The organism is Pseudarthrobacter sp. CC4, from assembly GCF_048957775.1.
GTDB lineage: Bacteria > Actinomycetota > Actinomycetes > Actinomycetales > Micrococcaceae > Arthrobacter.
In genome coordinates this window covers 24,926-37,838 of record NZ_JARCCZ010000008.1, presented here as the reverse complement: position 1 = coordinate 37,838, position 12,913 = coordinate 24,926, and the positions used below count along the sequence as shown (strand labels likewise).

The 12,913-nt window shown below is 67.1% G+C and carries 13 protein-coding genes; 7 read left to right on the top strand and 6 right to left on the bottom strand.

Annotated elements, in window-relative coordinates; all coding sequences use genetic code 11:
* Positions 1-51 precede the first annotated feature (51 nt).
* Positions 52-879 carry an IclR family transcriptional regulator gene (locus PV768_RS06970; protein WP_323057985.1) on the bottom strand — a complete coding sequence of 276 codons (828 nt, stop codon included), beginning with the start codon at positions 877-879 and terminating at the stop codon, positions 52-54.
* Positions 880-1,111: 232 nt separating this feature from the next.
* On the opposite strand from PV768_RS06970, the gene PV768_RS06965 reads away from it, so the two are divergent.
* Positions 1,112-2,431 carry an MFS transporter gene (locus PV768_RS06965; RefSeq protein ID WP_421092619.1) on the top strand — a complete coding sequence of 440 codons (1,320 nt, stop codon included), beginning with the start codon at positions 1,112-1,114 and terminating at the stop codon, positions 2,429-2,431.
* Between the two features lie 100 nt (positions 2,432-2,531).
* Here PV768_RS06965 and PV768_RS06960 read toward each other — a convergent pair whose 3' ends face one another.
* Positions 2,532-3,620, bottom strand: a complete 1,089-nt coding sequence (locus tag PV768_RS06960) for an ATP-dependent DNA ligase (protein ID WP_421092618.1) — start codon at positions 3,618-3,620, stop codon at positions 2,532-2,534.
* 45 nt (positions 3,621-3,665) lie between these two features.
* The gene (locus tag PV768_RS06955) at positions 3,666-4,589 is read right to left on the bottom strand and encodes an AEC family transporter (RefSeq protein WP_421092617.1); all 924 of its coding nucleotides are present in this window, start codon (positions 4,587-4,589) and stop codon (positions 3,666-3,668) included.
* 148 nt (positions 4,590-4,737) lie between these two features.
* Between PV768_RS06955 and PV768_RS06950 the strand changes: the two genes are divergently transcribed.
* The 4 genes from PV768_RS06950 to PV768_RS06935 all read left to right on the top strand — a co-directional run bounded on the left by PV768_RS06950 (position 4,738) and on the right by PV768_RS06935 (position 9,053).
* Positions 4,738-5,730 carry a TIGR03885 family FMN-dependent LLM class oxidoreductase gene (locus PV768_RS06950; RefSeq protein WP_321214797.1) on the top strand — a complete coding sequence of 331 codons (993 nt, stop codon included), beginning with the start codon at positions 4,738-4,740 and terminating at the stop codon, positions 5,728-5,730.
* Positions 5,727-7,421, top strand: a complete 1,695-nt coding sequence (locus PV768_RS06945; protein WP_157240240.1) for an alpha-amylase family protein — start codon at positions 5,727-5,729, stop codon at positions 7,419-7,421. The genes PV768_RS06950 and PV768_RS06945 overlap by 4 nt, the downstream gene beginning before the upstream one ends.
* A 38-nt stretch (positions 7,422-7,459) precedes the next feature.
* Positions 7,460-8,689: a pyridoxal phosphate-dependent aminotransferase gene (locus PV768_RS06940; protein WP_157240238.1), complete on the top strand. Its 1,230-nt coding sequence runs from the start codon at positions 7,460-7,462 to the stop codon at positions 8,687-8,689.
* A 127-nt stretch (positions 8,690-8,816) separates the two neighbouring features.
* Entirely contained in the window at positions 8,817-9,053 is a 237-nt protein-coding gene (locus tag PV768_RS06935) for a hypothetical protein (RefSeq protein ID WP_139030984.1), read from the top strand.
* A 76-nt stretch (positions 9,054-9,129) separates the two neighbouring features.
* Here PV768_RS06935 and PV768_RS06930 read toward each other — a convergent pair whose 3' ends face one another.
* The 3 genes from PV768_RS06930 to PV768_RS06920 form a co-directional block, all read right to left on the bottom strand.
* Positions 9,130-9,465 (bottom strand): MoaD/ThiS family protein, encoded by a 336-nt coding sequence (locus tag PV768_RS06930; protein WP_421092616.1) that lies wholly within the window; start codon positions 9,463-9,465, stop codon positions 9,130-9,132.
* The gene (locus PV768_RS06925; RefSeq protein ID WP_421092615.1) at positions 9,425-10,531 is read right to left on the bottom strand and encodes a WD40/YVTN/BNR-like repeat-containing protein; all 1,107 of its coding nucleotides are present in this window, start codon (positions 10,529-10,531) and stop codon (positions 9,425-9,427) included. Before PV768_RS06925 ends, PV768_RS06930 begins: the two co-directional genes overlap by 41 nt.
* Positions 10,532-10,593: 62 nt before the next feature.
* Complete coding sequence (locus PV768_RS06920) at positions 10,594-10,794, bottom strand: hypothetical protein (protein ID WP_157240233.1); 201 nt, start codon at positions 10,792-10,794, stop codon at positions 10,594-10,596.
* Positions 10,795-11,089: 295 nt separating this feature from the next.
* Here PV768_RS06920 and PV768_RS06915 point away from each other — a divergent pair, with 295 nt between their 5' ends.
* Positions 11,090-12,055 (top strand): hypothetical protein, encoded by a 966-nt coding sequence (locus tag PV768_RS06915; RefSeq protein ID WP_421092614.1) that lies wholly within the window; start codon positions 11,090-11,092, stop codon positions 12,053-12,055.
* A gap of 103 nt (positions 12,056-12,158) precedes the next feature.
* The gene (locus PV768_RS06910) at positions 12,159-12,899 is read left to right on the top strand and encodes a class F sortase (protein WP_421092613.1); all 741 of its coding nucleotides are present in this window, start codon (positions 12,159-12,161) and stop codon (positions 12,897-12,899) included.
* The last annotated feature ends 14 nt before the right edge of the window (positions 12,900-12,913 follow it).

The window sequence follows — 12,913 nt, the reverse complement described above, 5'->3', positions numbered from 1 at the left end:
GAACAGATGGGCCTGAATCTGCGGTATTCGTGCGATGGGGCACGCCCTGGCTCACCGCTGCGGAAGGCGCGCGGCCAGTTCCGCCGCGGCCTCCTGCAGCAGGGGAACGTGCGCCTCCAGGCCTTCAAGGCTCAGGCGGAAGACAGGAACGGCAGTGGCCAGCGAGGCGAACGCGTGGCCCTGGGAGTTGAGGAGCGGGACCGCGACGGCGCGCATGCCGGCCTCGTTCTCCTCATCCATCACCGCGTACCCCTGGGCCCGGACCTTCTCAATTTCGGCGCGGAAGGCGTCGCGGTCCGTAATGGACTTTTCCGTCAACCGCTCCAGCGGAAGCTCCGCCAACAGCTTTTCCCGCTCGGCATCCTCCGCGAAGGCCACCAGGGCCTTGCCGACGGCGGTAGTGGAGAGGGAGCCCAGGTGTCCGGGGTCGCTGGTCACCCTGAACATCTGCGGGCCGTCCACCTTGTTCACCGTCAGGTGGTGGTGGCCGTCCCGGACACTCAGGATGGTTGCCTCACCCGTCTGCTCGGTCACCCGGCGCAAAACCGGCATGGCCGTTCCTGCGAAGCCGTGGTGGTTCGAGACCCGCTGGCCCAGCTGGAAGATCCTCAGGCCCAGGTGGTACCGGCGCCCGTCCGGTTCATAATCAACGAACCCGTCCCGCGTCAGCGATCCCAGCAGGCGGTAAGTGGTGCTGAAGGGCAGGTCCGCACGGCGGGAGATTTCCGCGGCACTCGCGCCGCGGGGCTCGTCTCCCAGGAGGACCAGGAGGCCCAGGGCCTTGCCCACCATGTCCGTACGGTCCGCCTTGGCCGCCTTGGCGTCCGCTTTGATGTCGACAGCTGCATCGTCGTCAGCTGTGGTTTGATTCACACTCATACCTCGATGTTGCCACATAGTGAGAGCTATTTCTAGATGATGATTATTTTCTTGACAGGTGACTCCACTCACAGCCATCATTGCTGTATCGCACAAGTAGCTCCCACCATGTGGCTACTGTTCGGGTTTTCCCAACCGTCCAGCCGTGCCGGGCCAAGCCCCTACCCCAGGCCGCGCCGGCTGCGAGCCCCCTGATCCATCCGCGACAAAGTCGTCACATCTAAGGAACTCCATGAGCCAGTTACTTCCGTCCACTGAGCCAGGCATCGCCGCCCCGGCCGGGACGCCGAAGAAGGCAGCCCTCGCCAGCTTCCTGGGCAGCGCCGTCGAATACTACGACTTCTTCATCTTCGGTTCCGCCGCAGCCCTGATCTTCCCCACGGTCTTCTTCCCCAATGCTGACGCGAACGCGGCCATCATGTCCTTCGCCACCTTCGGCTTCGCCTACGTGGCGCGGCCGGTTGGCGCCGTCATCCTGGGCCACTTCGGCGACAGGGTGGGCCGCCGGAAGGTCCTGATGTTCACCCTCCTGCTGATGGGTGCCTCCACCTTCCTGATCGGCTGCCTTCCGGACTTCAACACCGTTGGCTGGTGGGCTCCGGCCCTGCTGGTCCTGGCCCGGCTTTGCCAGGGCCTCTCCGCCGCCGGCGAGCAGGCAGGCGCCTCCTCCATGACGCTGGAGCACGCCCCGGACAACCGCCGCTCCTTCTTCACCTCCTGGACCCTCACCGGTACCCAGGGCGGCCAGATCCTCGCTGCCCTCGTCTTCATCCCCGTGCTCGCCCTTCCGGACGAGATCAAGTACGGCATCGGCTGGCGCATCCCGTTCTGGCTGAGTGCCGTGGTGGTTGTTGTTGCCTTCTTCATCCGCCGCACGCTGCACGAGCCGCCGGCCTTCGAGGAAGCACAGAAGTCCGCGCAGATCTCCAAGCTCCCTGTCGCCGACCTCCTCAAGGGCCACTGGCGCGACGTCCTCCGCGTCATCTGCTGCGCCTTCATCGCCGCCGTCTCCACCGTGTTCGGCACCCTCGCCATCAGCTACGCCAAGACGGTTGCCGGCGTGGACGGCACCACCACGCTGTGGCTCGTCGTCGGCGCCAACCTGGTGGCACTGGGCACCCAGCCGCTCTTCGGCATGCTCGCTGACAAGATCGGCCGCAAGCCGGTGTTCATCTACGGTGCCGTGGCCAGTGCCGCGCTGACCCCCGTGTTCCTGCTCAGCTTGGAATCCGGCAGCGTGCCGCTGATGTTCCTGGCAGCCATCGGCTTCTTCTCCTGCGGCTACGCAGCCTCCAACGCCGTCTGGCCGTCCTTCTACGCCGAGATGTTCAGCACCAAGGTGCGCTTCTCCGGCCTGGCCATCGGCACCCAGCTGGGCTTTCTGATGGCAGGCTTCGCCCCGGCGATCGTCGCGGCCATGGGCGGCATCAAGCCCGGCGGGTGGGTCCAGATCAGCATCTTTACCGGCGTCATCTGCTCCGTCGCGGTCATCTCCGCCCTCACGGCCAAGGAATCCTTCAGGACCCCCACCAAGCAGCTCGGCCTGAAGTAACGCACCAGCCCGGTTTCGGGACCGGAAGGCCCGCCATTCCCCGGAATGGCGGGCCTTTACTGGTTATAAGTGGGCTGTTTCGGCAGCAACCTCGCAGCAACTACGGCCGGCCGGTCTCCAGCACCGACGCCAGGTCAAAGCTGACCGGCTCCTCCAGCTGCGCGTAGGTGCAGGATTCCGGGTCCCGGTCCGGCCGCCAGCGGTTGAACTGGGCCGTGTGGCGGAACCTTTCGCCCTCCATGTGGTCGTAGCGGACCTCCACCACCAGTTCCGGGCGCAGCGGGACGAAGGACAGGTCCTTGCCCGCGCTCCACCGGCTGCCTTCGGCGTTCCGCGGGGTCCGTTCGCCTTCCTCCTGCTTCGCCCAAGCCCACGGATGGTCGTCGAAGTCGGTGACCAGCGGCTGGAGCTGTTCAAACAGTTCCTGCCGCCGCTTCATGGGGAAGGCGCCGATCACGCCCACGCTGGCCAGGCCGCCGTCGTCCTTGTACAAGCCCAGCAGCAGGGATCCGATGGCGTCCGGCCCGCTCTTGTGCAGCCGGTAACCGGCCACCACGCAGTCGGCCGTGCGCTCGTGCTTGGTCTTGAACATCACACGCTTGTCCGGCTCATACCGGCCGTCCAGGCGTTTGGCCACCACGCCGTCCAGCCCGGCACCCTCGAACTGCCGGAACCACTGCTCCGCCGTGTCCTTGTCCGTGGTGGCGGCGGTGAGGTGGACCGGGGCCTTGCTGCCGGCGAGCGCCTTCTCAAGCGCCGCCCGCCGTTCCGTGAAGGGCCGGCCCGTGTAGTCGTCGTCGCCCAGGGCCAGCAGGTCGAACGCCACGAAGGAGGCCGGCGTCTGCGCCGCGAGCAGCTTCACCCGGCTGGCGGCGGGGTGGATGCGCTGCTGGAGGGTGTCGAAATCCAGCCGGTCGCCGGAGGAACCGATCAGGATGATCTCGCCGTCCACCACGCAGCGTGGCGGCAGGTTCTCCTTCAGCGCCTCGACAAGTTCCGGGAAGTAGCGGGTCATTGGTTTTTCGTTGCGGCTGCCGATCTCCAGCTCATCGCCGTCGCGGAAGATGATGGACCGGAACCCGTCCCACTTGGGTTCATAACTGAGCTCCCCGCTTCCTGCAACACCATAAATGCCGCTGACGGCCTTTGCGAGCATGGGCGGGACCGGCGGCATCACGGGAAGTTCCATGTGCCCCATCTTGCCGGGCGGCAGCCGCTTCCGGAAGACCGGCGCTCACCCGGCCAGCAGCCACACAATGAGGATCAGCGCCGGGGCCGCGGCCGCCGTCGACAGCAGGATGGTTTCCCGGGCCACCGCAACGCCCCGCCCGTACTTCGCGGCGAACAGGAACACGTTCTGGGCCGAAGGCAGCGCCGCCATCAGCACCACGCCCAGGAGCATGTGCTGGTCCAGGTTGAAGAGAAAGCGGCCGACGACGAAGGCCACCACGGGCATCACCGCGGACTTCAGCGCGGTGGCAGTGAGGATTTCCGCAGTGTGGCCGCCGCTTTGGAGCATCCGGGTCCCGTGCAGGGACATGCCGAAGGCCAGCAGCACCACGGGGACGGCGGCTCCGCCCAGGAGGTCCAGCGGTGCCATCACGGGTTCCGGAAGTTCCACACGGAACGCTGCGAGGACCACCCCCAGCAGGGATGCGATGATCATGGGGTTCCGGAAGGGCTGGGTGAGCAGCAGGCGCGGCGAGACCCGGCCGGCCGCGGAAAGGTCCAGCAGGGTGAGGACCAGCGGGGCGAACAGGAGCAGCTGGACCAGCAGCACCGGCGCCACGGGGGTCGCGTCGCCCAGGGCATACAGCGTGATGGGGATGCCGATGTTGTTCGCGTTGACATAGGAACTGGCCATTGCGCCCACGGCGGTTTCCGCCAGCGGCCGCCGGAACCACAGCCGGCTGGCCAGCACGTACAGCAGTGCGGTGGCGGCTGCCGTGATCAGCGCCAGCGGCACATAGGCCGAGAACACCACGGTGAGGTCCGATTCCAGCACCACGGTAAACAGCAGGACGGGGTTGGTGATGAAGAAGGCAGTGCGGGTCAGTGCGGAGACAGTGTGCTCACCGCCCAGGCCGCACCGTGCGGCGATGTACCCCACCGCAATGACGACGCCGATCACCGCCAGGCCGATCAGCACACCGCCCACAGGGGTACTTCCTTCCGTTTCCGCGGCCTGCGCGCGAGTCCGGGGCAGCGCAGTACTACAAGTCCAAAGTTATCTGACAAGTGACCGGCCGCCGGACAGGCGCCGCGCCCCCTCGACACAACACCTCCGCGGACGGTAGAGGTTAACGATGGTTACTGTCGGCTTCCACGCCTCGCACGAACAGATCAGTCCCGGGCAACTGCTTAAAGACGTCCAGCACGCGGAACGGGCAGGATTCGATGCCGCCATGTGCTCGGACCATATCGAGCCGTGGTCTGCCCGGCAGGGGCATTCCGGGTTTGCCTGGTCCTGGCTGGGGGCCGCGCTGGCCACCACCGGCCTCCGGTTTGGAGTGGTGACGGCGCCTGGCCAGCGCTACCACCCGGCCATCATCGCCCACGCTTCCGCCACGCTGGCCAGCATGTTCCCGGGCCGGTTCTGGATGGCACCCGGCAGCGGCGAGAACATGAATGAGCACATCACCGGCGACGCGTGGCCGCCCAAGGAAACGCGGCAGCGCCGGCTGGAGGAATGCGTTGAGGTGATCCGGCGGCTCCACCGCGGCGAGGACGTAACGCACCACGGCCTGGTCACCGTGGAGCAGGCCCGGATCTGGGATGTGCCGGACTCCCCGCCACCCCTGATCGCCCCTGCCATCAGCGTGGACACCGCCCGCCGCGCCGCCGCCTGGGCGGACGGCCTGGTCACCGTCAACCAGCCGGCAGCCAAGCTCAAGGACATGCTGGCCGCCTACCGGGACAACGGCGGCCTCGGCAAGGCCGTGCTGCAGGTCCACCTGTCCTGGGCGCCCCGTGAACAGGATGCGGCAGCGATCGCCCTGGACCAGTGGCGGACCAACACCTTCGCCCCGCCTGTCCCGTGGGACCTCCCCACAGCCGGGCATTTCGACGGCGTCAGCGGGCAGGTGGGCGAGGAACAGGTCCGCAAGGCCGTCAACGTTTCGGCGAGCCTGGGCCAGCACGCCGAGTGGCTGGCCGGCTACTCCGACCTGGGCTTCGACGAGCTCTACCTGCACTTCGTGGGGCAGGAGCAGGCGCCGTTCATTGATGCGTTCGGCGCGGAGGTCCTTCCACAGGTGCACGGCTCGCGGCTCCAGGCGCAGGCACAGGCTCCGGCATGAGGATCGCCGAAACCTCGGACCTCTGGTGGAAGAACGCAGTGGTGTACTGCCTGGACGTCGAGACGTTCTTTGATGACGACGGCGACGGCACCGGGGACTTCGCCGGCCTCACCCAGCGCGTGGACTACCTGGCCGCCCTGGGCGTGACCTGCATCTGGCTGATGCCCTTCTACCCCTCGCCGGACCGGGACGATGGCTACGATGTCACGGATTTCTTCACCGTGGACCCCCGGCTGGGCACCATGGGGGACCTGGTGGAGTTCATCAGGGCCGCCAAGGACCGCGGCATGCGGGTCATCGCGGACTTTGTGGTGAACCACACCTCGAACCAGCACCCCTGGTTTGTCGAGGCCCGGCAATCCACGGACAACCGGTACCGGGACTACTACGTGTGGCGGAGCGACACTCCCCCGGATACGTCCTCCGAGGTAGTGTTCCCGGGCGAAGAGAACTCACTCTGGACCCAGGACGACGCTACCGGCGAGTGGTACCTGCACATGTTCGCCAAACACCAGCCGGACCTGAACGTGACCAACGAATCGGTGCGGAATGAAATCGCCAAGGCCATGGGCCTGTGGCTTGAGCTGGGCCTGGACGGGTTCCGCCTGGACGCGGTGCCTTTCTTCCTGGAAACCCGGGGCCAGCCCAGGGACGAGGCCGCCAACCTGGATCCGCACGCATACCTGGCAGCATTGCGGAGTTTCGTCAGCCGCCGGAACGGGAGCGCGGTCCTGCTGGGCGAGGTGAACCTGCCCTACAAGGAACAGGTGGAGTACTTCGGCGGCCCCGAGGGCAACGAGCTGAACATGCAGTTCGACTTCATGTCCATGCAGCACATCTACCTGTCGCTGGCCCGCCAGGACGCCCGTCCCCTGGCCGAAACCCTGAAGAGCCGGCCACCGCTCCACCCCGACAACCAGTGGGCCATGTTCGTCCGCAACCATGACGAACTCACCCTGGACAAGCTCACCGACGGCGAGCGCGAAGAGGTCTTCGCGGCGTTCGGGCCCGAGAAGAACATGCAGATCTACGGGCGCGGGCTGCGCCGGCGACTGCCCCCGATGCTCGGCGGCGACCAGGAACGCATCAGGATGGTGTACTCGCTGATGTTCTCCCTGCCCGGCACACCGGTGCTGTTCTACGGCGAGGAGATCGGGATGGGCGAGGACCTGCGGCAGAAGAGCCGCGCCGCCGTGCGCACCCCGATGCAATGGAATGACGAAAAGAATGGCGGGTTCTCCACCGCCAACGTGTCCCGACTCGTGGCGCCCGTTGTCCGGGGCGAGTATGGCCCGGACAACCTGAATGCCGCCAAAGCCAAGCGGGACCCCGGTTCGCTGTTCAACTTCATGGTCACGCTGATCCGCCGCTACCGCGAATCGGCGGAGCTGGGCTGGGGCAAGTTCGCCCTCATCGACCAGCCGGAGCCGGCCGTCTTCGCCCACACGCTCAGCTCGGACGGCGGCACCCTGGTGCTGCTGCACAACTTCGGGGAGGAGCCCGTGAAGGTCAGGGGCACGGTGGGCGCGGAGGACGGGCCGCGGAATGCGTTCAGGGACGCTGTCCTGCTGGACCTGTTCGACGGCGACAACACAGCGCTGGATCCCGACGGCGGCTTCACGGTTGGGCTGGGACGCTACGGTTACCGCTGGTTCCGCCTGCACCGCAAGGGCGATCGGCCGGCACCCTAGCCGTGCGCCGGCGTCGTCCGTTTGTGAAAAAATCAACCATGCGCCCCATGCAACACTCCAGCAAGCTCCAGAACGTGCGGTACGAACTCCGCGGGCCCATCCTGCGGGCCGCCAAAGCCATGGAGGCGGAGGGCCACCGGATCCTCAAGATGAACCTGGGGGACACCGCACCGTTCGGGCTGGAGGCGCCGGAGTCCGTGGTGGTGGACATGATCCACCACCTGCGCGGTGCCCAGGGCTACAGCGACTCGAAGGGCATCTTCACGGCGCGCACGGCGATCTCGCAGTACTACCAGACCCGCGGCCTGATGCAGATTGGCGTGGAGGACGTCTTCATCGGCAACGGCGTCAGCGAGCTCATTTCAATGTGCCTGCAGGCGTTCATGGAGAACGGCGACGAGATCCTGGTGCCGGCACCGGACTACCCTCTCTGGACGGCCGCCGTCACCCTGACCGGCGGCAAGCCGGTGCACTACCTCTGCGACGAGGCGGAGAACTGGTGGCCGGACATGGCCGACGTGGAAGCCAAGATCACCAGCCGCACCAAGGGGATTGTGATCATCAACCCCAACAACCCCACCGGCGCCGTCTACCCGCGCCACATCCTGGCGCAGTTCGCGGAGCTGGCCCGCAAGCACCACCTGGTCCTGTTCTCCGACGAGATCTACGAGAAGGTGCTGTACGAGGACGCCAAACACATCCACACTGCCGCTGTGGCGGAGGACGTCTGCTGCCTGACGTTCAGCGGCCTGTCCAAGGCCTACCGGATGCCGGGCTACCGGGCCGGCTGGGTGGCAGTCACCGGACCGCTCGCCGCAACCGCCGCCTACCGGGAGGGACTGGAACTGCTTGCCTCCCTGCGCCTGTGCGCCAATGTCCCGGCCCAGCACGCCATCCAGACCTGCCTGGGCGGCTACCAGAGCATCGAGGCGCTGGTGCGGCCCGGCGGCAGGCTCCGCGAACAGCGGGACCTTGCCCACCAACTGCTGACGGCCATCCCCGGCGTGACATGCGTGCCTGCGGCTGGAGCCATGTACCTGTTTCCCCGGCTGGATCCGGAGCTCTACCCCATCAGCAGCGACGAGCAATTTGTCCTGGACCTGCTGCAGGACCAGAAAATCCTTGTCTCGCACGGTTCGGCCTTCAACTGGCCGGCGTCGGACCACTTCCGGTTCGTGATCCTTCCGTCCGTGCTGGATATCCGGGAGGCCGTGCGGCGGATCTCCACGTTCCTGGCGGCCTACCGCACCAGCCTGGAACTGCCGTAGGGGAAACAGCTCCGGCGCAAAAAGCTAACCCGCGCCTAACCGAGGGGAAACGCGGGCGCAACATTGCTTGGGCACACTTGATTCTGCAGGCAAGAGCCGGCACCAGCCCCAGCCAGGAGGCCACGCCATGAAGCAGAAAGCGACACCACATGTGACCAGAGTCCGCGCCCTGGACCAGCTCCACCGCGGCGACGAGATCGAAGCCCGCCTTTCCGTCGGGCCCTCCTACGACGACGTGGTGATCCGCCGCGGCCGCGTCCAGGAAACGGCACCGGGCATCGGCGTCGTCTGGATCCTGGACCGGCTCACCGGCCTGCGCAAAGCCATCAATACGGACGAATGCAGTGTTTGGCGGGTGGCCTGACCCCAGCCGGATGCCGTTGCCGCGGGCGTAGCCAGTAAGGGCTGCCCGCCGCAACGGACGCCCCCTGCCCGCCCGCTCAGCCTCCGGCCACGGACTGGATGACCAGCACCTCCTGGCCCGGAGCCACCTCGGTGTCCAGGCCCTGCAGCCGCCGCACCTCGTCTCCGCCCACGTAGACATTCACGAAACGCCGCAGCGCGCCCGTCTCGTCGCGGAGCCGCCGGGCGAGCACCGCGAAGTCCGAGGTCACCGCATCCAGCAGCTTTCCCACCGTGACCGGCCCGTCGGCGGGCGCAGTCAGGACCGACTGCCCGCCGGCCAGCGGATGCAGGACACTCGGGAGCACCACACTGATGTGCCGTGCGTTATTGTCAGCCACCGGCAACCACGGCTGCCCGGACACACAGCACATCGGGAAGGTGGGAGGCCACCTCCTGGAACACCTCACCCTCGTCAGCGCTGGCGTAGACGCTTCCGCCGCGGGTCCCGAAGTAGACCCCTGCCGGCTCCGCGGTGTCCACGGACGCAGCATCACGCAGCACACTGTTGTACTCCCGTGTAGGCAGGCCATTACTGAGCCTCTTCCAGGTACTGCCGGAATCGTCCGTGCGGTGGACTGCCAGTTCGCCGCCCGGCGGGATGCGTTCGCCGTCAGCCTTCAGGGGAACAACCCATGCGGTGCCCTCGCGGCGGGGATGGGTCAGCATCACAAAGCCGAAATCGGCGGGCAGCCCCGCCGCAATGGAGTTCCAGTTCTCCCCGTTGTCATCCGTGCGGTAGACGCCGTGGTGGTTCTGGGCGTACAGGCGCCCGTCGACGGCGGCATCCGCGGCGATCTTGTGCACGCACTGGCCGAACTCCGGGTTGGGGTCGGGCATGAAGTAGGCGGAAATGCCGCGGTTGCGCGGCTCCCAGGAGGTGCCCCCGTCGAGCGACCTGTAGACACCTCCGGTACTCATGGCCACATGGACCGTCTCCCCCGCGGGATGGACCACGATGGAGTGCGCGGCGGCGCCGCCGTACCCGGCACCCCACTCGCTGCGGTGGGGATGGTCCCAGAGACCCCGGTTCAGTTCGAAGTGTTCACCGCCATCCGTTGACTTCCACACGGAAATGGGCTCCGCCCCCGCCCAGACGACGCCGGGGCGGGACTCCGCGTCCGGGTAAATCTGCCAGATGCGCTCCAGCGCTGCGCCGGTGTCCTCCGGAAACCTGACGGCGCCCTGCTCCGGCTCCGACCAGCTGGCTCCGAGGTCATCCGAGTGGGCTACGGTGGGCCCCCAGTGTTCGCTGCGGACGCCCACCATGATCCGGGTCCGGCCTTCCCTGGTGTCTATCCCGATGCTGGGGATCTCACTCATCAGGAAATGCGGGCCGGTGAAGGACCATTGGCGCCGGTCCCCGCTCGTGGCAAGCCACAAGCCCTTCTTGGTTCCGATTGCAAGGACAAAACTCTCGGTGGTTGCCATGCCCACCATGCAACCACCGCCCAAGGCAGCCCGCAACGGTTTTCTTGCTGCCGGGCCGGCACACGGGACTGCTAGTCCACGAACTCCGACTGCGTCTCAATGAAATCCCAGTCAGCCTCGGTGAGGACTGCCGCAGGATTCTCCGGATGCGGACCGCCTGCTTCCGCAATCCCCTGGAGCACCGAAAGGGGCAATTCCTCGGCACGAAGGTTTTCCCGCAGCCATTCCTTGCTTGCCAGGTCCAGGTCCAGCCACCACATGAAGATTTCCATGACTCCACGCACCTTTCGTCTGCTTCAACGTTAGGCCCGGCGGCACCCGCGGACAAGATCCACCCCTGGAAGGCAGGTAGCCGGTGCGGGTCGTCCCTGCGTGATGCGCGTACCCGCAAGTAACCGGACCCGCCGAGGGCGGGAAAAGACGAGTACCCCCTACTCAGGACTGCCCCGGGGGCGCCCGCCTAGCCTGAAAACTCAAGCAAGCTGACCGTGTTGCTGGGGCATTCGGCACAAGCACTGTTCCTCCTCAGCATGGTCCGTTTCAGGCAAAGAACTGGGGAGAATCATCATGAAACGCACCATAGCCACGCTGGGGGTGCTGGGGCTGGGACTGATCAGCGTCACGGCGCCTGCATTGGCCGCAGATGGCATCACCGTTTGCCACAAGAACGGCAACGGCTACACACTGATACACATTCCGAACGACGGGCTAAGCGGTCACGACGCCGACCGAAATGACATCATTCCGCCTAACCCATACCTGACGGGCGGCCTGAACTGGGAAACCGGCGCGGCCACGCATGGTAATGGGTGCGTGGCACCAGCCGTTATGCAGCCGGGCGACGGAGTCGGCAACGGTGGTGGCGGCGGCGGCAACGGTGGCGGCGGCGGCAACGGCAACGGCGGCGGCGGCGACAACGGCAACGGCGGCGGCGGCAACGGCGGCGGCGGCGGCGGCGGCGACAACGGCAACGGCGGAGGCAACGGCGGAGGCAACGGCGGCGGCAACGGCGGCGGCAACGGCAACGGCGGCGGCAACGGCGGCGGCAACGGCGGCGGCAACGGCGGCGGCAACGGCGGCGGCAACGGCGGCGGCAACGGCAACGGCGGCGGCGGCGGCAACGGCGGCGGCAACGGCGGCGGCAACGGCGGCGGCGGCGGCAACGGCGGCGGCAACGGCGGCGGCGATGGCGGCACCGGCGGCGGAGACACGAACACTGGCGGCGGGAATACCAACACCGGCGGCGGCGGGAATACCAACACCGGCGGCGGAGACACGAACACCGGCGGCTCAAACACAGCTCCAACTGCTACGCAAAATCCGGCAGTCGTTCCCGCACAGACGGCAGCCCGCACCGGTGTTCCAGCAACCGCCACGACCAGCCTGGGAACCAACCAGGGCTACAACGCCCAGACCGCCGTCGGCGGCGCTGAGGGCACTCCGTCCTGGCTGGCAGGACTGGGCGCCCTGATGGCTGCAGGAGCGGCCGTCGCGGTCCGCCGCAGGTCGCGCACGCTGCCCTTCGGCGGCTGACGCCGGCCAAGCCGCAATTGCGGCCACCTGACAAGGAAGGCGTTCCGCCAGTGCCCGGCGGGGCGCCTTCCTTCCGGTCCCGTCTCGAGCATCGGGGAGCATTATGGAAAAGGCCCACAGCCGGCACGTCGCTGAGACAAAACCCCGGCGGCGAGGCTGGGACCGGGGAGATCTGGCCATTCTCCTGTGCGGCGTCCTGGCTTTCCTGTCCTTTACCTTTGGCGCGCCCTTGTTCAGCCCACCGCACCCTGCATCCGGATTCGCCGGCCGTGCCGTCGAATCCGCCACTGCCGGGATTCCGGCCCCCAAGCCGGCGCCGCCCGCCGCAACCGCTGCCGCACCAGGAACTGCGCCACCTGCGGAATCCCCCGCCGCTGCCGCTCCGGAACCTCTGCTGCCCGACGCATCACAGCCCCGCCGCATCCGGTACCCGTCCGCGGGCTTCGACGTGCCCGTGCACCCCCTCGATCCGGACAGCGCCGCCGAGTCGAGCCAGACCATCGAGCCGCCCGCCACGAAAGACGGCTACTGGCTGACTCCCTTCGGTACCCCCGGCAAAGGCTCGTCCAACACCACCTACGTGATCGGCCACAGCTGGGACGGCGCGGAGGCGCCTTTTAATCACTTGAGTTCAGCCGCCGCGGTGGGCGACCGGTTCGAGGTTGACACGGCCTCAGGCACCATCACCTACCAGGTGGACAGCATCACCACCTACGTGAAGTCCAGCTTGAAGGACAGCCCCATCTGGGAGATCGTGCCCAACCGCCTGGTCCTCATCAGCTGCTACACGGAAGATCCCTGGGGGAAAAACGTCGTTGTCACCGCCTCACCTGCGGTTTCTTAGCGGCGGGAAGCCCG